General features: G+C 32.4%; 18 protein-coding genes. 8 read left to right on the top strand and 10 right to left on the bottom strand.

Annotated features, from left to right (window positions below; genetic code table 11):
- The first annotated feature begins 13 nt into the window (after window positions 1-13).
- On the top strand, window positions 14-745 hold the full coding sequence (gene ubiE, locus IEV72_RS02840) for a bifunctional demethylmenaquinone methyltransferase/2-methoxy-6-polyprenyl-1,4-benzoquinol methylase UbiE (protein ID WP_188457575.1): 732 nt from the start codon (window positions 14-16) through the stop codon (window positions 743-745).
- Between the two features lie 25 nt (window positions 746-770).
- A complete protein-coding gene (porT, locus tag IEV72_RS02835; RefSeq protein WP_188457574.1) occupies window positions 771-1,478 on the top strand; it encodes a type IX secretion/gliding motility protein PorT/SprT in 708 nt (235 codons plus the stop codon).
- A gap of 9 nt (window positions 1,479-1,487) precedes the next feature.
- Here porT and IEV72_RS02830 read toward each other — a convergent pair whose 3' ends face one another.
- The gene (locus IEV72_RS02830; protein ID WP_188457573.1) at window positions 1,488-2,231 is read right to left on the bottom strand and encodes a TrmH family RNA methyltransferase; all 744 of its coding nucleotides are present in this window, start codon (window positions 2,229-2,231) and stop codon (window positions 1,488-1,490) included.
- 68 nt (window positions 2,232-2,299) lie between these two features.
- On the opposite strand from IEV72_RS02830, the gene tamL reads away from it, so the two are divergent.
- The 5 genes from tamL (at window position 2,300) to IEV72_RS02805 (ending at window position 9,590) form a co-directional block, all read left to right on the top strand.
- A complete protein-coding gene (gene tamL / locus IEV72_RS02825) occupies window positions 2,300-4,831 on the top strand; it encodes a translocation and assembly module lipoprotein TamL (RefSeq protein ID WP_188457572.1) in 2,532 nt (843 codons plus the stop codon).
- Between the two features lie 59 nt (window positions 4,832-4,890).
- Entirely contained in the window at window positions 4,891-5,958 is a 1,068-nt protein-coding gene (fbaA, locus tag IEV72_RS02820; protein ID WP_188457571.1) for a class II fructose-bisphosphate aldolase, read from the top strand.
- 13 nt (window positions 5,959-5,971) lie between these two features.
- Window positions 5,972-6,829 carry an acetyl-CoA carboxylase, carboxyltransferase subunit beta gene (gene accD / locus IEV72_RS02815; RefSeq protein WP_188457570.1) on the top strand — a complete coding sequence of 286 codons (858 nt, stop codon included), beginning with the start codon at window positions 5,972-5,974 and terminating at the stop codon, window positions 6,827-6,829.
- 124 nt (window positions 6,830-6,953) lie between these two features.
- The gene (gene rpsO, locus IEV72_RS02810) at window positions 6,954-7,223 is read left to right on the top strand and encodes a 30S ribosomal protein S15 (protein WP_188457569.1); all 270 of its coding nucleotides are present in this window, start codon (window positions 6,954-6,956) and stop codon (window positions 7,221-7,223) included.
- A 150-nt stretch (window positions 7,224-7,373) separates the two neighbouring features.
- Window positions 7,374-9,590 (top strand): polyribonucleotide nucleotidyltransferase, encoded by a 2,217-nt coding sequence (locus tag IEV72_RS02805; RefSeq protein ID WP_188457568.1) that lies wholly within the window; start codon window positions 7,374-7,376, stop codon window positions 9,588-9,590.
- Between the two features lie 56 nt (window positions 9,591-9,646).
- Here the strand turns inward: IEV72_RS02805 and IEV72_RS02800 are convergent, their stop codons facing one another.
- The 3 genes from IEV72_RS02800 to IEV72_RS02790 are packed head-to-tail and all read right to left on the bottom strand — an operon-like array spanning window position 9,647 to window position 13,646.
- Complete coding sequence (locus tag IEV72_RS02800; protein WP_188457567.1) at window positions 9,647-12,163, bottom strand: TonB-dependent receptor plug domain-containing protein; 2,517 nt, start codon at window positions 12,161-12,163, stop codon at window positions 9,647-9,649.
- 2 nt (window positions 12,164-12,165) lie between these two features.
- On the bottom strand, window positions 12,166-13,071 hold the full coding sequence (locus tag IEV72_RS02795; RefSeq protein ID WP_188457566.1) for a FecR family protein: 906 nt from the start codon (window positions 13,069-13,071) through the stop codon (window positions 12,166-12,168).
- A 59-nt stretch (window positions 13,072-13,130) separates the two neighbouring features.
- Window positions 13,131-13,646, bottom strand: a complete 516-nt coding sequence (locus IEV72_RS02790; RefSeq protein WP_188457565.1) for an RNA polymerase sigma factor — start codon at window positions 13,644-13,646, stop codon at window positions 13,131-13,133.
- A 90-nt stretch (window positions 13,647-13,736) separates the two neighbouring features.
- Between IEV72_RS02790 and IEV72_RS02785 the strand changes: the two genes are divergently transcribed.
- Complete coding sequence (locus IEV72_RS02785) at window positions 13,737-14,417, top strand: hypothetical protein (protein ID WP_188457564.1); 681 nt, start codon at window positions 13,737-13,739, stop codon at window positions 14,415-14,417.
- Between the two features lie 83 nt (window positions 14,418-14,500).
- On the opposite strand, the gene IEV72_RS02780 is transcribed toward IEV72_RS02785, so the two are convergent.
- The 6 genes from IEV72_RS02780 to IEV72_RS02755 form a co-directional block, all read right to left on the bottom strand.
- A complete protein-coding gene (locus IEV72_RS02780; protein WP_188457563.1) occupies window positions 14,501-15,649 on the bottom strand; it encodes a DUF6268 family outer membrane beta-barrel protein in 1,149 nt (382 codons plus the stop codon).
- Window positions 15,650-15,721: 72 nt separating this feature from the next.
- Entirely contained in the window at window positions 15,722-16,171 is a 450-nt protein-coding gene (locus tag IEV72_RS02775) for a DUF2147 domain-containing protein (RefSeq protein ID WP_188457562.1), read from the bottom strand.
- 16 nt (window positions 16,172-16,187) lie between these two features.
- Window positions 16,188-16,709: a hypothetical protein gene (locus tag IEV72_RS02770; RefSeq protein WP_188457561.1), complete on the bottom strand. Its 522-nt coding sequence runs from the start codon at window positions 16,707-16,709 to the stop codon at window positions 16,188-16,190.
- Between the two features lie 116 nt (window positions 16,710-16,825).
- On the bottom strand, window positions 16,826-18,472 hold the full coding sequence (locus IEV72_RS02765; protein ID WP_188457560.1) for an amidohydrolase: 1,647 nt from the start codon (window positions 18,470-18,472) through the stop codon (window positions 16,826-16,828).
- 188 nt (window positions 18,473-18,660) lie between these two features.
- Window positions 18,661-19,092, bottom strand: a complete 432-nt coding sequence (locus IEV72_RS02760; protein WP_188457559.1) for a lipocalin-like domain-containing protein — start codon at window positions 19,090-19,092, stop codon at window positions 18,661-18,663.
- 379 nt (window positions 19,093-19,471) lie between these two features.
- Complete coding sequence (locus tag IEV72_RS02755) at window positions 19,472-21,451, bottom strand: putative outer membrane beta-barrel protein (RefSeq protein ID WP_188457558.1); 1,980 nt, start codon at window positions 21,449-21,451, stop codon at window positions 19,472-19,474.
- Between the last annotated feature and the right edge of the window lie 108 nt (window positions 21,452-21,559).

The raw sequence follows: 21,559 nt of genomic DNA, 5'->3' as shown, positions 1-21,559 counted from the left end.
AAAAAAATTGATTTTGGAAAAAAAAGTAACTCCATATAAAGATTCTGAGCTTGCTAAAAAGAAGCAAGTAGAACAAATGTTCGATAATATTTCTGAAAATTACGATAGTTTAAACAGAGTTATTTCGCTTGGTACAGACCAATCTTGGAGAAGGAAACTTATTGAAATTATAAAATCTACTCAACCTGAAACCATTCTAGATGTAGCTACAGGAACAGGAGATTTAGCGATTGCACTGGCCGATTCTTCTGTAAAAAAAATTATTGGTTTAGATATTTCTGCTGGCATGTTGAGTGTTGGACAAAAGAAAATAAACGCTAAAAATTTAGACCAAAAAATTGAAATGGTACAAGCAGATTCTGAAGATTTGCCTTACGACGATGATTATTTTGATGCTATAACTGTGGCATTTGGAGTTCGAAATTTCGAAAATCTAGATAAAGGTTTACAGGAAATTAATCGGGTTTTAAAACCCGGTGGAATATTTGTAGTCTTAGAAACTTCTGTGCCTACTAAATTTCCGTTTAAGCAAGGCTACAAAATATATTCTAATGCTATTTTACCCACTATTGGAAAGTTATTTTCAAAAGACAAAAGTGCATACGCTTACCTATCAGAAAGTGCTTCTCAATTTCCATTTGGTGAAGCTTTCAACAATATTTTGAAAAAAAATGGGTTTAGTAATGTAAAAGACTTACCACAAACCTTTGGTGTGGCTACCATATATGTGGCAAGTAAATCTTAAGTTTGCGCTTTATTAAATTGCATTTATGAAAAAAATCTGTTTTCTGCTTATTCTAAGCATAAGCTGTACAACATCTAAAGCACAAGGTTTTTTTAATCTTTTAAGTAAAGATAAAGTTATAAACCTTGAAAACTTCGACAAAAAAACATGGTCTTGGGGTTATTTTCTAGGAATGAATTCTTACGATTTCCGCTTCGATTACGAATTGGAACGCGGTGACATATTGGTTCAAAAAAATATGGGCTTCAATATTGGGTTAATCGGAAATTTAAGATTGAACGATTATATAGATTTACGCCTTGAGCCTGGGGTAATCTTTACCAATAGAATTTTAGAATTTCCCCAATTTGAAGAAAATAGAGACCGACTCCGCGAAGTAGAATCTAATTATGTTCATGTTCCTTTACTGGTTAAATTTTCTACTAAACGAATCAATAATTTTAAGCCTTTTATTGTAGCTGGTGGTTCTATAGCTCATAATTTATCTTCTAATCAAGATAACCCGAGCGATAATACAGCAGGACAATTTCGATCAAAAGATTGGACAACTTATGTTGAAGTAGGTTTTGGAATAGACTTTTATACTGAATATTTTAAATTTAGTCCATCTATTCGTGGAGTTTTTGGCCAATCTGACGAATTGGTTCAGGACACAGACCCAAGTAGTCCTTGGACAAGGAATTTAAATAAAATGACAACCCGTGGAGTATTTCTTAACTTTACTTTTCAGTAAACAAGAAATTTAGAGTTCACGTCTTCTTAATTCGCTCAGCAAAATAGCTCCAGCCATAGCTACATTTAAGCTTTCGGTTTCGCGTAATTCGCCAAATCGTGGAATTGTTACTTTTTTAGTAACCCATTCTTCAACTTCAGGACTAATTCCATTGGCTTCATTTCCAAGAACTAAAAAACAATTTTTGGTGAAATTTTTCTGTGTATACACATTTTCGCCACCTAAAAAAGCGCCTAAAATTTCAACATTTTGTTGTTTTAAAAATTCAACTACATCTAAATAATGCACCTTAACTCTGGCTAGAGAACCCATAGATGCTTGTACTACTTTTGGATTGTAGCAATCTACTGTGTCTGCAGAACAAATTATGTTTTTAATTCCAAACCAATCGCATTCTCTAATTATGGTTCCCATATTGCCAGGATCGCGAACTCCATCTAAAACTAAATTTATTCCTTTGCTTTTTATTTTAGTGTAATTAGGGATAGAAAACAAGGCAATTGCAACTTGTGGCGTAGTTAGAAAACTAATTTTTTTTAACTCCGCAGGTGTTATAAAGGCAGGAGTTACATCTTGCTTAGAAAACTGATTCGTGAAAATATCTGCAGTTGTGTATAAAGCTTCTAGCTTGTACTTACTTTTTAGAAATTCTTTGATTACTTTTACACCCTCAGCAACAAAAAAACCGTGCTTTTGTCTGAATTTTTTTTGACTTAAACTCGTTATTAATTTTTGTTGCGCTTTACTTAGCATAAAAATACATTTTAATTAAATAAATTTTATTGAAAACAGTTTCGGCAAAAATATCATTAATTATTTTAATGAGCGCTCTCCTTTTTTCATGTAATGCTTTAAAACACCTAGAAGAAGACGAACAGCTTTTAGTTGAAAATACCGTTATTGAAAATGATGCGAATACCCGAAAAAGAAATTTAAAAAATTTGTTGAAGCAAGAACCTAACTCTACTTTGTTAGGTGTTCCTTTGAAACTTCATATTTTAAACTTAGCCAAAAAAGATCCTGATTCAACTTTTAATAAATGGTTGTACAAAAAACCAAATCGAGTTAACAGGTTAGTAGGCATTTTCTCTAAAAAACAAGTGGTTAATATTCGTTCATCCTATGTTGGTATTCAAAATCAAATTAAAAAAATTGGCGAAAAACCTACTATTTATGATGAGCAACTAACCAAACTTTCAAAAAATAGATTGAAATCTTGGTTTTGGAATCACGGATGGTTCAATGCGGAAGTAGACTATGAAAAAATAGATACTGAAAACCCTCAAAAAACCAAGCTTAAGTATAGCATTCAAACGGGCGAGCCTTACGTAATTGGCCAAATTGAAAAAAACATAAGCTCGCCTGCAATAGACTCTATTTATCAAGCCCATGTTAAGGAGTCTCACCTAAAAAAAAACAAACAATACAATACAGAAGATTTTAATTCTGAGCGAGAGCGACTTACGCGATTAATGAGAAACAACGGCGTTTACTATTTTGAACGTGAAAAAATTGAATTTGAAGCAGATACGTTAAACACCAACCAAAAAGTGAATGTTGGATTAAAAATAGCCAATAGAATTATAAGAAATAAGGATCAAGATTCTGTTCAAACAGAAACTTATAAAGTTCATAAAATTAGTGAAGTTAATATTTTTACCAATTATAATGCTTTTGATAAAAATGCCATTGTAACCGATAGTTTGCATTACAAAGATTTGAAGGTTTTTTCGTTTGGAAAACTCAGGTACAAACCCAAGGTGTTAGCAGATGCTATTTTTATAGAAGGTGGAAAACCTTTTAGGGAAATTGACCGAAATCGAACCTTTAATCGCTTTTCAGATTTACGGGTTTTTAAATACCCAAATATTCAATATCAGCCTGATCCTCGCGACCCCGATGGCGAAGATTTAATTGCAAACATATTTTTAACTCCTAGAGAAAAATTTGGTTATTCAATTAGTTCAGATGTTTCACAAAGCAACATCATGGATATTGGTATTGGTTTTAACACTTCCCTCCTAGTCAGAAATGTTTTTCGTGGTGCAGAAGTTTTAGAAATTTCTGGTCGTGGTATTATTGGGTCTTCAAAAGATGCAGCAAGTGCAAGCGATCGTTTTTTTAACATCAATGAAATTGGTAGCAATATTAGATTAAGCTGGCCAAAAATTGCATTTCCATTAAAAACAGAATCCATCATTAACAAAAGTATGTCGCCTTTTACATCTTTGGGTGTTGGTTTTAGTTCGCAACAAAACATTGGCTTAGACAGAAGAAACTTCACTGGTTCGTTTAGTTATCGCTGGAAACCTAGAAGACAAGTTTCTAATCAGTTAGATTTAATAAATGTTCAATTTGTGAACAACTTAAATGTTCAAAACTACTTCAATGTATTTGGAAATTCGTTTGTACAACTAAATGAACTCGCTATCCGGAATCGAAATCAAGTAAACAGTGCTTTTTTTGAAACCACAGCATCTGGCAACGAACAATTAATTATTCCAGAAGGAACAGATGGCTTTATAAATCAAATTGAAAACGATTCAAATTTAAATTTAAACGAAGAAGAATTTCAACAAGCCTCTTCAATTATAGAACGAAAAAACAGACTTACTGAAAACAATTTGATTATTGCTTCAAATTTTTCATTTGACTATTCCAATAGATCAGATATTAAAGATCACGATTTCTATCAAATTAGAACCCGTTTGGAATTAGCTGGTAATCTAGTTAATGCATTATCTAAACCTTTAAATTTAGAACAAAATGCAAATGACACTTATAATTTGTTTGGTGTTCAATTTTCGCAGTACGTTAAAACAGAAGTTAATTATATTAAACACTGGGATTTAGGCAAAAAACGAATCATTGCAACTCGAGCTTATACAGGTGCTGCCATTCCGTATGGAAACGCTAATTCAATTCCTTTTATTCGAAGTTTTTTTGCTGGTGGGCCAAACGATAACCGCGGTTGGCAACCTTACGATTTAGGACCAGGAAGAACAGGCGGAGTAAACGATTTTAATGAAGCTAATTTTAAACTCGCCTTTAATGCAGAGTACCGTTTTAATTTGTTTGGCTCGTTAAACTCTGCCATTTTTGTAGATGCAGGTAACATTTGGAATCTTTGGGACAATGTTTCAGATGAAGACGCAACCTTTAACGGTCTTGAAAGTTTAAAAGATTTGTCAATCGGTTCAGGTTTTGGACTTCGATACGATTTAAGTTTTTTTGTAATTCGTGTAGATTTTGGATTTAAAACCTACGAACCTGGATTAAATAATGGAGAGTGGATGCAAAACTTTAATTTTGCCAATGTGGTTTATAACTTCGGTATTAACTATCCTTTTTAGACAATCTAATTACGCATAAAATTTATTACTTTTACCGCCTAAACTAAAAAAACTATCAAATGAGTCACACAATCAAACCCGGAGTTGCTACTGGAAAGGAAGTTCAAGATATTTTCAACCACGCTAAAAAACACGGTTACGCATTACCAGCGGTAAACGTTGTGGGAAGCAATACTATAAATACAGTTTTAGAAGCAGCAGCAGAATTAAATTCACCAGTAATTTTACAGTTTTCAAATGGTGGAGCACAATTTAATGCAGGAAAAGGATTACCTAACGAAGATCAAAAAGCTGCCATTGCTGGTGCGGTTGCAGGTGCAAAACATGTTCATGAATTAGCAGAACTATATGGTGCAACTGTTATTTTACATACTGACCACTGTGCAAAAAAATTATTACCTTGGATTGATGGTATGTTAGATGCAGGAGAAGCTTTTTATAAAGAACACGGAAAGTCTTTGTATAGTTCACATATGATTGATTTATCTGAAGAATCTATAGAAGAAAACATAGAAGTTTGTAAGCAATATCTAGCCAGAATGGCAAAAATGGATATGACTTTAGAAATTGAACTTGGTGTTACTGGTGGAGAAGAAGATGGTGTAGATAATACAGATGTAGATGTTTCTAAACTATACACACAACCTGAAGAAGTTGCTTATGCTTATGAAGAATTGAGCAAAGTAAGCGATAGATTTACTATTGCAGCTGCTTTTGGAAATGTACACGGAGTTTACAAACCAGGAAATGTAAAATTAACGCCCACTATTCTTAAAGATTCTCAAGAATACATTTCAAAAAAATATGGAGTTGAGCACAATCACATTGACTTTGTATTTCACGGTGGTAGCGGTTCTAGTTTAGAACAAATTAGAGAAGCTATTGGTTATGGCGTAATTAAAATGAATATAGATACCGACTTGCAATTTGCTTTTACAGAAGGAATTAGAGATTATATGACTAGCAAAATTGATTATGTATCTACTCAAATCGGAAATCCAGAAGGAGACGATGTTCCAAACAAAAAACATTACGATCCAAGAAAGTGGTTGCGCGAAGGAGAAGTTACATTCAAAAATCGTTTAATAAAGGCTTTTGAAGATTTAAATAATGTAAATACCTTATAAATAAGAACCTATTATGGCTTGGTTTAAGAGAAAGCAAAAAGGAATACAAACTACAACAGAAGAAAAAAAAGATACTCCAAAAGGTCTTTGGTATAAATCTCCTACCGGGAAAATTATAGATTCTGAACAGTTAGCAAAAAACTATTACGTGAGTCCTGAAGATGGATATCATGTAAGAATTGGAAGTAAAGAATATTTTGAAATTTTATTTGACGATAATAAGTTTAAAGAATTAGATAAAGATCTTACTTCTAAAGATCCACTTAAATTTGAAGATACCAAAAAGTATAAAGATCGGTTAAAAGAAGTTCAGAAAAAAACAAATTTAAAAGATGCCATTAGAGTTGGTGTTGGAAAATCTAAAGGTGAAGATCTTGTAATTGCCGCAATGGATTTTGCTTTTATTGGTGGTTCTATGGGTGCTGTTGTAGGAGAGAAAATTGTCCGTGCAGTAGACCATTGTTTAATACATAAATTACCATTGGTAATTATTTCTAAATCTGGCGGAGCTAGAATGATGGAAGCAGCTTTATCTTTAATGCAGTTAGCCAAAACATCGGCCAAATTAGAGCAATTAGCCAAAGCAAAACTTCCTTACATTTCTTTATGTACAGACCCAACAACAGGTGGAACTACTGCTTCTTTTGCCATGTTAGGAGACATTAACATAGCCGAACCTGGAGCTTTAATCGGTTTTGCAGGACCTCGCGTAGTTAAAGACACTACAGGAAAAGATTTGCCTGATGGATTTCAATCTTCTGAATTTTTAAAAGAACATGGTTTCCTTGATTTTATTTCGCACCGAAAGGAATTGAAAGACAACATCAATAAGTATTTAGATTTAGTGCTAAATAGACCTTTACGTGCGTAAGAATGCTCAATAAATTAAAGTAGATTTTTTTTAATAATAAAGTTTGAATTATAAGTTTTTATTGTAATTTCGCGAGCTGATAGAAAATCTATCTGTACATAATAATCATTGAACCAATATTGGCATGTATTTATCAAAAGAAGTAAAAAAAGAGCTTTTTGCTAAGCACGGCAAAAGCGAGCAGGACACAGGTTCTGCAGAGGGACAAATCGCATTAATGACAAAGCGAATTGAGCACATCTCTCAACACATGAAAAACAACAAGAAAGATTTTAATTCAAAAAAATCGCTTGTAGGTTTAGTAGGAAAAAGAAGAAACCTATTAAATTACCTCATGAAAAAAGACATTATGCGCTACAGAGCGATAATAAAAGAATTAGGATTAAGAAAATAATCAAACTAAAGGGGCTTTTGCCCCTTTTTTTATATCTTTACTTAAATATTGAAAGCCTAAGTTTCTCAAAGGTCGGTACAACTTCAACAACAACACAACTCGGACAGACCGAAAATTCTGAGATTAGATTTTTTAATTTATTTTTTATTTATGATTCCAAAAACATTTAAGGAAACCATCACACTAGCTGATGGTCGCGAAATTTCCATTGAAACAGGAAAATTAGCAAAACAAGCACACGGTTCAGTTGTTGTAAGAATGGGTGACACCATGTTACTTTGTACTGTTGTTTCTTCACACAAACCAAGTACAATGGGCTTTTTCCCATTAACTTTAGATTATCGTGAAAAGTTCGCAGCCGCAGGAAGATATCCAGGTGGTTTTATGAAAAGAGAAGCAAGACCAAGCAACGAAGAAATATTGGTAATGCGTTTAGTAGATCGTGTACTAAGACCACTTTTCCCAAAAGATTACATGTATGAAACACAAGTTATGATTCAATTAATGTCTCATGACGATACGGTTATTCCAGACGCGCTAGCAGGTTTTGCAGCTTCAACAGCAATACAATTATCAGACATTCCTTTCGAATGTCCTATTTCAGAAGTTCGTGTTGCCCGCGTAAATGGAGAATTTGTTATCAATCCTAGCTATGCTCAATTAGAAGAAGCAGACATGGATATGATGGTTGGTGCCTCAGAAGACAGCGTTTCTATGGTTGAAGGTGAAATGGACGAATGTTCTGAAGAAGAAATGGCAGAAGCCATTAAATTTGCTCATGAAGCCATTAAAGAACAATGTCAAGCACAACGTAGACTTGTAAAGCAAGTTGGTAAAAAAGAAACACGTGAGTACGAAGTAGCTGAAGAAAATGAAGAGTTAAAGCAACTCGTTCACGATAAAGCCTACCAAAAATGTTATGATATAGCGAAACAAGGCTTAGGCAAAAAAGAACGCGGTGAAGCATTTTCTCAAGTAAAAGAAGATATTTTAGCTGAATTTACGGAAGAAGAACAAGAAGAAGTAAAAGGCTTTATTTCTAAATATTTTGCTGAAACCCATAAAGAAGCAGTAAGAACCTTAACCTTAGATGAAAAAGTAAGGTTAGACGGACGTAAGTTAGACGAAATTAGACCGATTTGGTGTGAAGTAGACTATTTGCCTTCTACGCATGGTTCGGCTGTATTTACACGTGGTGAAACACAAGCTTTGGCTACGGTAACTTTAGGAACTTCTAGAGAAGCAAATATGGTAGATAATCCTACGCTACAAGGCGAAGAAACTTTCTACTTACACTATAACTTCCCTCCTTTTTGTACGGGTGAAGCTTATCCTATTCGCGGAACTTCTCGTAGAGAAATTGGCCACGGAAACTTAGCCCAACGTGCATTAAAAGGAATGATTCCAGCAGATTGCCCGTATACAGTTCGTGTTGTTTCGGAAGTACTAGAATCGAATGGTTCTTCTTCTATGGCAACCGTTTGTGCTGGAACAATGTCTTTGATGGATGCTGGTGTTCAACTTAAAAAGCCTGTCTCTGGTATTGCTATGGGATTGATTTCTGAAGGCGATAAATATGCTGTTCTTTCTGATATTTTAGGAGACGAAGATCACTTAGGTGACATGGACTTTAAAGTAACTGGTACAGAAGATGGTATTACAGCTTGCCAAATGGACATTAAAGTGAAAGGTCTTTCTTATGAAATTTTAGTGAAAGCTTTAAAACAAGCGAGAGAAGGAAGATTGCACATTTTAAGTAAACTTACAGAAACCATTCCTGCTCCAAATGAAAATGTAAAAGCACACGCTCCAAAAATTATTACCAGAACCATTCCTGGAGATTATATTGGTGCATTTATTGGACCAGGAGGTAAAAATATTCAGGAACTTCAAAAAACTACAGAAACTACTATAGTTATCAATGAAGTAGATGAAAAAGGTGTTGTGGAAATTTTAGGCACTAGCCAAAAAGGAATAGACCAAGTTTTAGCGCGCATAGAATCTATGTTATTTAAGCCAGAAGTTGGAAATGTGTATAAAGTTAAAGTAATTAAATTACTTGATTTTGGTGCAGTTGTAGAATACATTGAAGCTCCAGGTAACGAAGTTTTACTTCATATTTCTGAATTGGCTTGGGAACGCACAGACAACGTAAGCGATGTATTAAGCCTTGGCGATGTAATTGATGTAAAATACTTTGGTATTGACTCAAGAACTCGTAAGGAAAAAGTATCTAGAAAAGCGCTTCTTGAAAAGCCTGAAGGTTACCAAGAAAGTTCTAAACCTAGTAACAATCGTAGAAACGATAGAAACGATAGAAATGACAGAAATGACTCAAGAAGAGATTCTAGAGATAAAAGAAATTAATTAGAAAGATTAATTTACTTTAATGCCGTTATGTTTAAGACATAACGGCATTTTTTTTAAAATTGAATTCTTAGACTAAAATTAGGAGTAAAACCCAATCCTTGTTGAAAAGATTGCGACATCATGCTATGGTTTGGATTGGAATAAAACGAATTATATACATTATTTCTTCCTAAAACATTCCAAATAGACATTCCCATATACATTTTCACATCATCTTTAAGTGTAAACTCATAATTTGCAGAAAAATCAACTCTAAAGAAATTTCTTAATCTGTTTGTATTTGGATTTCCAAAGGTAAAGGACAAATCTTCAGTATTTGTATTTTGAATTACAGGTGTTGTTGGAAGTCCTGAATGCCAATGTAATCCTGTAGCTATATTGAAATTTTCATAGGAATAATTGATTCCTAAATCAATTACGTGTGTAATGTCTAAATTATTAGCAAACTCTTGAGGTTCAAAGTCTTCAAAATAATACTTATTATCAGACAAAGAATAACTTAACCATGTTGAAAATTGATTCCATTTTTTATTAATTAGAAATTCCGCCCCAAAAACTTCATAATTACCTTGAGTAGTTTCAAATTGAAACTGATTTTGAAATCCTTGACTTTGCGATGTAATGTCCAATATACGCTTGTAATAAAAATCTGATGTTATTAACCAATTATTCTTTTGGTAACTCAAACCAAATGAAAGCTGCTCACTAGTAATTACAGGTATTTCATCTGGATTAGCTAGTACCCATCTTCTACTCTCAACTCCTAAAAAATCGGATTGTTGATCTATGATTTGAGAAGTAATTTGACTTTTCTGTTCGGCTTTAAATTCAAAAATAAAATGTTTAAAAAAGCGATGGCTAAAATTTATTCTAGGTTCAAATAACAAACTATTAAATTTTGATATGTGGTTTAAACGAGAACCTATATTTAAATTGGTTTGTTTAGTGGGTTGATAATTTACACCCAAAAACAAACTGTTGGTAATGATAGCTTCTCTTTCACTCCGTCTAAAAAAAGGATTACTGATGCTTTCAAAATTTAAAATTCCAGTTTCATTGAATTGATAACCACCAACAAAAGATATTTCAGAATTCAATTGGTATGTATTTTTCAATTTAAAACCCCATTCTTCAACTTGGTTTTCTTCAATTAAAGTTTGCGCTTGTAGTACATCTGTATTTATTGCTCGAAACTGATAATTGCTGGTATAAAACTGAAATGAAGAAGTGAATTGTTTGTTCCAATCTCTTTGATAAAAAGCACCAAAAGCTGAATTCTGTTGGTCTAAATTACTTTCTCGAGAAGAAATTAAATCAGTTCCAAACTCTTGTCTATTTAAGGAAAATTCATCATTTGCAAATAAGCCATTTATGCGAATAAGGTCTTTTTTTGACAATTGGTACAACCATCTAAAAGAAAAATCATTAAATGAAAAATCATCATCTTGTGCGATTTCATTATTATTAATTGGAGCGATAACCGATGTATTCTGAAAAACTTTGTTGAAAAATTCATCATAAGTTGGTGTTTTAATTAATTGATTTATAGATTGTCTACCTGAAATTTGTAATGACGAATTTTCTTGTATTGGCGTATCTACAAAAAAATCGGCATGAATTAAATTTACACCTGCTTCAGCTTTTAATTTCTGATTTATTTTTGGATTTGTTTTCATATTAATAACACTGGAAACACCATCACCAAATTCAGAATTCGAAGCATTTTTAATAATATCTGTAGTTTGTGTCATGTAAGGATTTAAAGCGGTAATCATTCCAAAAAAATGAGAAGTTTGGTAGAGTTTTATGCCATCCCACAAAAATAGGTTTTGATCGTGAGTTCCACCGCGTACGTTTAAGTACGAAACACTTTCTTCAGTACTCATTACTCCAGGAAGAGCCTGAATACTTTGTAGTACATCTGGTTCTATTAATCCAGGTAGAGCTCCAAAATAAGATGCCATAAACCTGATTTGTCCAGATTTCATCTTATTGATTCCTTTGGTTAAATAATTTGTTATAATTACTTCATCTAAATTAATAGACTCGGATAAAAAATATAATTCGTAACATTCTTTTTCCATTACAGATTTAGAGTCGATGATCTTTTTTTCGAAGCCTTTTGCTTTAGCATAAATCTCGGTATTTTTATTTTTTGAAATGGGAAGCCATATTTTATCATCATCAAGATTGCTGATTTTATAGTTATCTATAAAATATTCAACTTGATTTAAAGCTATTTGCTTTTCAAAGTGAATTGCTTTCAAACAGAATAATTCGAATTCTGGTTTGAGAACAACAGCAATAATTTGATTGGGCAACTGCTCAAAGTTAAAGGAACAAACTGCTTGTAAATGTTCAATAGTTGGCTTTAAACCTATGGATAAATCAAATTTTTCAATCGAAATGCCATCTATTTCTTGATTGGAATAAGAAAAATCTACTTGATATTCATTATTCAATTTTTCAAAAACATCAGTTAAAGAGACGTAATCTGAATAGGATTTTTGAGCAAAAATTGGATTTCCTAATTGAATAAGAAAAAAGCAAGTAAAAACAAGAAGTCTCAAGTCTAATCTTTTTGTAAAGTTACTTGATTTTCTTGAATAGTGTAGTTTAATTGTAATGGAAGCGTTATAGATTGTAATGCATTTTCTAGATTTTCATGCTCAAAACTACCAGAATAAATAACAGATGTATCTATGCTTTCTGTGTGAAGATCAATTTGGTGTTGCGTTGCCAATTCTTCAAGTACAAAATATAGAGGCGTTTTGTAAAAACTGGATTTGCCTTGACCTATCCAATTAGGCGCTTTTTTGGAAAAGGTAGTTGTTTGAGACTTACCATCATAATTAGCAAAACGTTGCAAGGAAGTTAATATAGCTTCATTTTTTTGTACATCGGTTACTTTTACTTTTCCAGAATAGCAATCTACTTCAGAAAAATTTGATCTTGATTTTATATTAAAAGTAGTTCCTAATACTTCTACGCTTGTCATAGGCGTATTTACAATAAAAGTGCTTCCCCTTTCAACCATAAAAAAAGCTTCTCCTTCTAAGCTTAGCGTTCTATTGTCTGTAAAATCTTGTTCTGAATAACTTAAAGTAGAATTTGAATTTAAGTACACCTTAGATTTATCGGGTAAGCTTACAATTTCTTGTTGATTGGCAGCCGTAGTAATGATTGTATTTGAAACTGAAAACCATTGAAATGCAATGAATACACCTAAAATAAGAATGGCAGCAATAGCAGACCATTTGTAAAAAATAGTTCTATTGCTGCTCTTGTTATGATTTAACTTTGTCAATTTAATTGAAGCTTGAGAAGCATCAGCATCAAATTCTGGTGCTTTAAATAGTTGAGCTGCATCGTTTATCTTTTGAAGCTTTTTAAATTCTTCAGAAGCTTTAAATTGAATAAGCTCGTCTTCTTTCAAGCTTCCGTTTAACCAACCTTTAATCTGTTTTTCTTTATTCATAACAATTTCATTCCCATCTATATAACAACTCAACTATTATTTGTCCTACTTCAAATTTGTTAAAATTCACCTAGTTCTTCTTTCAATTGTTTCAAGGCTGTGTAAATACGCTTTTCAACCGCTTTTTTTGAGATTCCTTCTAAATCTGCAATTTCCTGATGCGACTTCCCTTCTACTCTATTCATCATAAATGTAACCCGTTTTTCTGGGGTTAATCTAGCTAAGGCATTTTGAAATTTTTGTAAATATTCTTTTTCTTCTAAAACATGTTGCGGATCGATTTGCGTTGAAGTTTTTTGGGGTTGCTTTTGATATTTGAGCACCACTTTTTTATGTTTCATCACATTTAAAGTAGCATTGTTAGCAACAGAAAACAAAAAACTTTTGGCTTTATCTAGACTTACTTTTTTACAGTTTTCCCAAAGTTTCAAAAAAGCATGTTGCACTTTGTCGTTAGCATCAGCTTCGTTACCAAATTTATAATAAATAAAATCATGCAAGTCTTTTGCATATTTTTGATGTATTTTTCCAAAAATATGTTCTTCGCATACATCTTTGTGTAATGGTTTATCCATGAAATAGAATTGATGTAAAAGTAAAAAAATATTTAATTATGGGTAGGAATAATTAATTTTGAATTGTTTTATATATGTAAATTAATGATGATGCAGTTAGATAGAATTATAAAATTAACTTTAGTATTTAGCCTTTTGGTATGTTTTTCATCTTGTTATGAAAATGAAACCATTGTTGTAGAAGAAAATGAAGAAGCCAATTTAAGGTTTGATGATGACTTAACCAACTTAATGAAGTCTGTTACTTCGCACGATGCCAGTTATGATGATTTTATTGATGACTCGCATTGTTTTAGCATCAACTATCCTTACAAAATTCAAGTTGGTAATGAAATCAGAAACATTGAAAACGAAGAAGATTTAGAACACTTGAACAATTATGATGTTGAAATTGAAATTATCTTTCCTATATCTATCAGCCTAATAAATTTTGAAAAACACAGTATTTCTTCTGAAGATGAGCTTGAAAGTGTTAAGCAAATGTGCAACGATGGTATGTTTTATGAAGAGCATATTAATTGTGCAGATTTTATTTTTCCTTTGACATTAGCCATTTACAACACCAATAGCAGAAGGTTTAATCAAGTAGTTTTAAGTTCTAACAAAGAAACTTTTACTTTTCTAGATAGTTTAGATCAAGATTCAGTTTTTAAAGTGGTTTATCCTGCAAATATTTTAATGTATGAACAAGAGTATTTTAGTATAGAAGATAATTTTAGTTTAAATACTCATTTTAAAATAGCACACAGTACGTGTGCAAATCCAGAATAAGTGTGATAAAATTTTAATTTTAAGCTAAAAAAAGCCTGAAGAATAATCCTTCAGGCTTTTTTGTATTTTGTGATAATGTATATTTAAGGACTAACAAAGTTTAATCCTACATTAAAAAATAAAGGATTTTCTAAAGTATTGATCATACCGAATTCTTGATTTCCAAAAAAGCCTCTAAAAAAGTCTCTACTACTGTCAAGCTCATCTGCATCATAAGACCAATCCCATCTGTAACCAGCTTGAACACTTGCCCAAATATAACCTGTAATTTTAGCTTGAAATTCTAATTTAGGTCTTACTTCTCCTCTTCTAATTTCATAGGAGTTTCCATTTACTGAATATTCGTCTATGTGGTAACTTTGACCTTCTAAATCAAATCCTGCAAGCAGTAAAGCATTTTTACTAAAGTTATATCTTAAATAGGCTCTTGCTGGAAATAAAATTTCTGTTCCCCATTTTCTGTTTTCAGACGTCCAGTCGAACATAATAACTGGAACATAATTTAGGTTTCCTACTCGATAAGTTCTTGCAACACCAACTCCCCAACGGTAATAATCATTCACTCTTCTACCATATACCGCCGCAGCACTATACCTAATTGTGTTTAAAGGCTGAAAATCTTCAAATCCATAATTTCCACTTAAATCCATTTGTCCTTGAAAAACTATGAATTCTGTTTCGTTCATCGGAAAAAATAAAGTGTTTGTCCAGTTTAGGTTTCTCAGTCCATCTTCATTTAATATTCTTCCTAAAGTTCTTGCTTCGGTACCATCTGGCAAAATAACAGGTTGGTCTTTTGGATTGTTAGGAGCTTCTGAAATAGTGTACCTTGTATCCATAAAGTTGATGCCTGATTGCCAAACAAAACTACTTTTAGAAATAATTGGAATATTGGTATTAAAACGAAAACCGCCTGTAAATTTAGCTGTTCCTGTTTCGTTTATTGTGGGGTTTTCTTCATCAACATCAAAGCCATTTCCTGAAGATTCTGGAAATGTAACATTAGAAAATTCGTAACGGTAAGGCATTTGAGCATCAAAACTAATTCCGATAAATTTCTGCGGACTCATTCCTGATATAGTTGGCTTTGCATATCTTTTTATGGGTGCATCATCTTCTAGTTCGAAGTTGTCATACATACTATAGTCTTCTTCATCTTCTTGTGCATTTGCTACAAAAAAACTTAAACAAAAAAAAGACAGTAAAAAAAATCTTGGGTATTTATGCTTCATCTTTATTGGATTTAAAATAAAAAAACTGTTGAGAACAAATTATCCCAACAGTTTCTTTTTTGTGTTAACCTATTATTTTTTCTTCATTTTAAGTCTTCTCCAAGTATCAGAGCGACCAAATGTTTTTACACCAACGTAACCACGTATTTCTAATGCGTTTTCGTCTTTCATGGTAATTACACAGCTGTAAGTGGTTCCATTTTCTGGATCGTAAATGGTTCCTTCTTCCCAAACGCCATCTCCTTGGTATTCAAAATCTTTTAAAATTCTGTAGCCGCGTAAAGGAACGTTTTGCATACTTTCATCCGGATTGTTTTTATCTAATTTTGGTTCGCCTGTTTGCGGGTCGTTAGGCTCTTTTAACCAAACAATTTTACCATAATATTTGTTGTCAATTTTGTCAATTTTTACTTTGGCTTTACCGTGTCCTGGCTCCCAAACACCAACTATATCGTCTGCATCTTGAGCAAAAGCAAGCGAACCAATTAAACAAAAGGCAATTAAAAAAATCTTATTTTTCATAGTATTCATATTAAATTTATTTTCTAGTTTCAATTTCAAAGGTAACTTGTAAGTCAAAAATAACATCATCATAATAATCTTCTTGAAGCATATCAAAATCACCTACAAACGTAATGCGTTCGTCTGTTATAGCTACTTCAATTTCTTCCTGACTCTTGGCTACTTGCAAATCGTAGCTTTTATCGGTTTGAATATTCGTTTCTAATAATCCAATTCTGGTCATGCTAGTGTATTTCGATTTCATTTCCATGACCATTTTACCGATTTTTGGATAATCTGTACCCGATTTAGGCTTGATATTAATGTTTGTGATTTTTGCTTTTTCTATAATTAAATCGCCTTCTACTTCTGGAAATAAATCTTCTAAATTAAATTCCCAAGTTGCTGTAGACGTATTAGAACCTTCAAACAAAGGGCCAACAGCTTTTAAATCTAGAACAGGTGTTGTTATTTCATGTTTTTCTGTTTCAACTGAACATGAATAAGTTATTGCTAACAAAAGAAACAAACAACCTAAAAATTTGATTTTATAATTCATTGTATATTCGTTTTTAACAAATCTATATAAAAAAATGCTAAGTTTCATAATTATGAAAAAAATTGATAGTTTTTTTTAGAAAGTCTTAATTGAACGCCATTCGCATTTCAGTTTGTTTATTGATCGTAGACTTTTTCGCCATTAATAAATGTTTCAATAACTTCTAAATCAGGCACTTTTTTTAAGTCAACTTGCATTAAGTCTTCATTTAAAACAATAAAGTCTGCAAATTTTCCGCTTTCTAAACTGCCTTTTTCATCTTCTTCAAAATTAGAATATGCTGCCCAAATGGTCATTCCGCGTAAAGCTTCTTCCCTACTTAAGGCATTTTGTGGTTGGAAACCACCTTTTGGATATGCATTTGTGTCTTGCCTGCTTACTGCTGCATAAAAGGTAAGCATCGGACTTACTTTTTCTACTGGAAAATCAGTGCCTAAAGGTAAAATTCCTACTTGATCAAGTAATTTTTTGTATGCGTACGCATTTTTAATTCGCTCGCTTCCTAATCTGTCTTCTGCCCAATACATATCGCTTGTTGCATGAGTAGGTTGAACAGAAGGAAGAATATTTTTACTGAAATATGAAAAATCGTCATTACCTAATACCTGTGCGTGCTCAACTCTCCAACGTCTATTTTCTTGGTTACCAATTAGTTTTTGATAGGTTTTTAAAACGCTTATATTGGCTGAGTCTCCAATGGCATGCGTATTCATTTGAAATTCTGTTTTGGCTATTCGTTTTGCTAATTTTGAAAACTCATCATGACCAATTACCATACTTCCAAAATGACCTTCGTGGTCAGAATAAGGTTCTTTTAATGCTGCACCACGCGAACCTAAAGCACCATCCGCATATACTTTAACAGAGCGCACATTTAAGCGTTCGGTTTTGTATGGTGGCTTAGATAAGTAATAATCTAAATCTGCTGCATTGTTACTCACCATTGCATACAGCCTAATTTTCATTTTGTCTTCTTGTTGTAAACGATCGATGGTTTCAATTACATTTCTGGATAAACCTGCATCAGAAATTGTGGTCAAACCATAAGATAAAGCAACTTTTTCTGCTTCAGTTAAAGCTTTTTCAATTACTTGTGAAGTTACTTCTGGAAAGCTTTCAAAAACCATTTGCATCGGGTTATCTATTAAAACTCCCGTTAATTCTCCTTTTTCATTTTTAAAAATTGCTCCACCAGAAACTTCTGTTTCTTCATCAATATTAGCCAATTCTAGTGCTTTAGTATTACACAACATAGCATGACCATCTATTCTTGATAAAGCTATTGGTGTGTCTGGAAAAAGCACATCTAAAGTATCTTTAGTAGGAAAATCTTGAGAAGGCCATTTGGTTTGATCCCAACCCCGACCAATGATGTATTTTTTGTTATTTTTCTGTTGAAAAGCTTGAATACGTTGTATAACTTCATCAAAACTTTTGAATCCTGTCAAATTTACTTGCTGCATTTGCATTCCTAAATTGTACAAATGTGCGTGTGCATCAATTAAACCAGGATATATAAATTGTCCTTTTTTTTGTTGATGATTTGATGATGAATACTGCGCTAAAATATCTTCATTGCTTCCTATTGCAAGAATTTTACCCTGATGTATCGCCATGGCTTCTTGAGTTGAAAAAGCTTGGTCTACACTATAAATTTGAGCTTGAGAAATAATAAGGTCTACTTCTTGTTTAGATGTACAAGAAATTAAAATGAATATAAAGGCTAATAATATTGATTTCAGGGAAATTCTTTTAAATGTCATTTGAAAATTTTGGTTTAAAGATATATTGTTTTAGGCGTATTGTGAATGATTACAGGAAAACTCATCAAGATCTTTGTAAATGTGATTCTAAAATAATGAAGAAAACAGAAAATTAATTTGTATTGAAACAAAAAAGCCAAATCAATTATGAGATGGCTTTTATGTAATAATGCTGAAATTATAAAAAACTAATTAATTTTTTCATAAGTAAGTGTTCTACCTGAAGATTTAACTACATCAAATTCAGTTTTATTGTTTCTAAATGTGATGGCAAAACTTTCGGTACTTTCTGAACCTGCCCGTCTTAGAGTTAAAACCATATCTTCTTCAATATTTTCCCACTCACCATTAAAAGTAGCGGCTAGAGAACAGTTATCAGGATCAGAACCTGCATATGTATCTTCTGAATACGAAAAATCTTGGTTAAATCTAAACTCTCTTCTTTGGTTACAAGGAATATCAGCTATTGGGGCATTATTTTCAATAATTTGAGTTAACTCCCAATTACCGCGTAAATCTCTTGATGCTTGCGAAATACTAACCCCATCATCATCGCTTGAACAAGAAAAGAATAATGAAATTAGTAAAATCGTGCTAAGTGTGTAAATTTTGTTTTTCATTGTAATTATTTTTATATGTTTAAAATGATAATCTAAAACGAACAGAAAGATATTGTTTTCTAATATATTTTCGGTATAAATCTACAAAAAACCCTTCCATTAAACAAATTAACAGAAGAACCTATTAACAAATTAAATTTTTCGTTGACTTCTCCTTCAACATGTAAAATTTAAACAACAGTTCCCACATTAGCCGCTCCATCGTCACTTTTTATTAAAACTTTTCTTGTTGAAGCTGCATCTCCTAGTTCAGTAGAATTTGTATTTGTATCCGTATCAGTTTTGTCTAGTTCTACTTCTTGGGTTTTTACATCCTTAGATTCGTCTTCATTAGCATTATCATTTGAAGTGTCCGTTTTGTGTTTTGCTTTACTGAGTTTTAATTTTCTTTATTTTCTGAATCAGTTTTGTTTTCTTCTTCCGTACTTTTTTCTTTAACTGGCTCTTTTTCATCTTTCTGCGCTTCTTTGTCAGCAGCTTCTTTATCTCTCGCTTTTTGTTGCTCTTCTAATTTTTTATTGAAAGTTTCAATGCGTTGGTCAAGCTCTTTCATGCGCTGATCCATTTCTTCCTGTTGTTTGTTGTTTTTTTCTAAGATTAATTCCAACTCTTTTTCTGCTTTTTCATTGGCGTTTGATGAGTCGGTTTCTTTAGATTTAGCTTCACTCACTTCATCTTGCTTTTTTGCATTTTCTTCTTTAGCTATCTGATTTTGCTTTTCAATTTCTTTACGCAATTCAAGAATTTGCTTAGTTAGTGCACCATTTTCAACATTATTGTTTGTTTTTTTTACTTGCTGCGTTGTTTCTTCATTGTACTTTTGATCAATTCCTTTTAGTATACGATCGATTAATTTCTCAAATTCTTCTGGAGTCATTTTTAAGTATTCTCCTTGATTTTCGAAACCTTTTTTGTTATACATACGCTCTAATTTTTCTACTTCTCGTAGTTCTTTAGAAACACGCTTTTTCTCTTCCAACAAATCAATTGCTTTTTCTGTATTGTTTTGCTCGTATGCTTTTTCAATTTCTTGGTTGAGTTCATTTAGCTCTTCCTGATATTCTTTAATCAAAGTACGAATTCGCTGATAATTTTTTTCATCTTCATCAGTCATTTCTTTATCTAAAGTATCTAGCTCAGTGGTTTGCTTTTCTGAAACTTCTTCTGGATTATCTGGTTTTTTACCAATTTGAATTTTAACTCCAAAATTATACATTACGTGCGTTTGTAATACATCTGGTCCAGTTGGGTTAGATACTTCTGCAGTAGATGTTGCCATTGCGCGAGCGCCGCCGGTAATTAAAAAGTTTCTTCCTAACGGAATATCTAATCCCAATCCTGCATTTGCAAAACCAGTACTCTGAGCTCCTAGACCGCCAACTCTTCCAACATAATCAGATTGTGCAGTTAAGTATCCTCCACCAAGAATTAGGTAAGGATTTACGCCACGACCATCGTTTAGTTTTGCTCTAAATTCTAAACCATACGTGCTTAATCGGTCTAAATCTGCTGTAATTTTTTCATCTTCTAAAGCTTGAAAATAATAAGCGCGAACACCTACAAAATCAGTAAAATCTACACCAAAATAACCACCAGCCATCCAAGCTTCGCGGTAAAATGAATTGGAATCGAAATCTACATAGGCTAAACTTGGCTCAAACACCCAGCTCCAGCCTTGAAAACCACCACTATATTTTTTTAAGTAAGCTTTGTCTAATTCAGATAGTTCTCCAGGCTTTCTACCGCCTAAATAAATTTGTAAGGCAGCCGAAGCGCCTAAATTTAAAGTTTCTTCTTTAGAATAATTAGTAGGGTTTACATCATAATCATTTTGATTTGCATCAGAAAGCAAATTATTGGCCGCATCTATATTAAAGCCCGTTGTTCTTCCTTCAAATAGCAAATTTATTCTATCGGAAAGTGCTAGACGTAAGCCTAAGCCAGCTCCGGCATAAATTTGTTCAAAATTAGTGTTGTTTAATTCAATATTTTGAATTCCCGTACCTAAAGTCATATACGGACTAAAAACACCATTAGAAAAATTAATTTTTAATTCTCCACCATATCTAGTAAGTGTTAGGTTTTGAGCTTCGAAGGTATTATTTGAAAAGTTAGAAAAACCAAATGAAGATAAATCGGTTTCCAAGTTATTAGAAGTTTGAAAAATACCGCTTAATTCAAGGTATTCTCCAAATCCAAAACCTACTTTTCCACCATATAGAAAGTCATTTGCCAGTCCAGATTGGTCATCCCACCAAACATATTCAGCTGTTGGCGTTAATGTAAAACTGATATCCTCTACTTGAGCAGATAAGGTTTGAAATAATAAAAATGGGAAAACTAGTAAAAGTCGTTTCATATGATTAAAATTGTTTTGAAGATTATTACACAATATGCAAATTTAAGTTCAATCTAGATTTAATTTTTGAATAAAATTGTGATAATATACTTTTTATTTGTGTAATTT

The sequence above is a fragment of the Psychroflexus planctonicus genome (genome assembly GCF_014640195.1).
Taxonomy (GTDB): Bacteria; Bacteroidota; Bacteroidia; order Flavobacteriales; family Flavobacteriaceae; genus Psychroflexus; species Psychroflexus planctonicus.
Note: the sequence above shows the minus strand (reverse complement) of the source record. Positions and strands in the feature narration are given on the sequence as shown.

Coding starts and splice junctions, on each gene's coding strand:
- porT (WP_188457574.1), top strand. CDS start 771: ATGAAAAAAATCTGTTTTCTGCTTATTCTAAGCATAAGCTGTACAACA.
- IEV72_RS02830 (WP_188457573.1), bottom strand. CDS start 2,231: ATGCTAAGTAAAGCGCAACAAAAATTAATAACGAGTTTAAGTCAAAAA.
- tamL (WP_188457572.1), top strand. CDS start 2,300: ATGAGCGCTCTCCTTTTTTCATGTAATGCTTTAAAACACCTAGAAGAA.
- fbaA (WP_188457571.1), top strand. CDS start 4,891: ATGAGTCACACAATCAAACCCGGAGTTGCTACTGGAAAGGAAGTTCAA.
- accD (WP_188457570.1), top strand. CDS start 5,972: ATGGCTTGGTTTAAGAGAAAGCAAAAAGGAATACAAACTACAACAGAA.
- rpsO (WP_188457569.1), top strand. CDS start 6,954: ATGTATTTATCAAAAGAAGTAAAAAAAGAGCTTTTTGCTAAGCACGGC.
- IEV72_RS02805 (WP_188457568.1), top strand. CDS start 7,374: ATGATTCCAAAAACATTTAAGGAAACCATCACACTAGCTGATGGTCGC.
- IEV72_RS02795 (WP_188457566.1), bottom strand. CDS start 13,071: ATGAATAAAGAAAAACAGATTAAAGGTTGGTTAAACGGAAGCTTGAAA.
- IEV72_RS02790 (WP_188457565.1), bottom strand. CDS start 13,646: ATGGATAAACCATTACACAAAGATGTATGCGAAGAACATATTTTTGGA.
- IEV72_RS02785 (WP_188457564.1), top strand. CDS start 13,737: ATGCAGTTAGATAGAATTATAAAATTAACTTTAGTATTTAGCCTTTTG.
- IEV72_RS02780 (WP_188457563.1), bottom strand. CDS start 15,649: ATGAAGCATAAATACCCAAGATTTTTTTTACTGTCTTTTTTTTGTTTA.
- IEV72_RS02775 (WP_188457562.1), bottom strand. CDS start 16,171: ATGAAAAATAAGATTTTTTTAATTGCCTTTTGTTTAATTGGTTCGCTT.
- IEV72_RS02770 (WP_188457561.1), bottom strand. CDS start 16,709: ATGAATTATAAAATCAAATTTTTAGGTTGTTTGTTTCTTTTGTTAGCA.
- IEV72_RS02765 (WP_188457560.1), bottom strand. CDS start 18,472: ATGACATTTAAAAGAATTTCCCTGAAATCAATATTATTAGCCTTTATA.
- IEV72_RS02760 (WP_188457559.1), bottom strand. CDS start 19,092: ATGAAAAACAAAATTTACACACTTAGCACGATTTTACTAATTTCATTA.
- IEV72_RS02755 (WP_188457558.1), bottom strand. CDS start 21,451: ATGAAACGACTTTTACTAGTTTTCCCATTTTTATTATTTCAAACCTTA.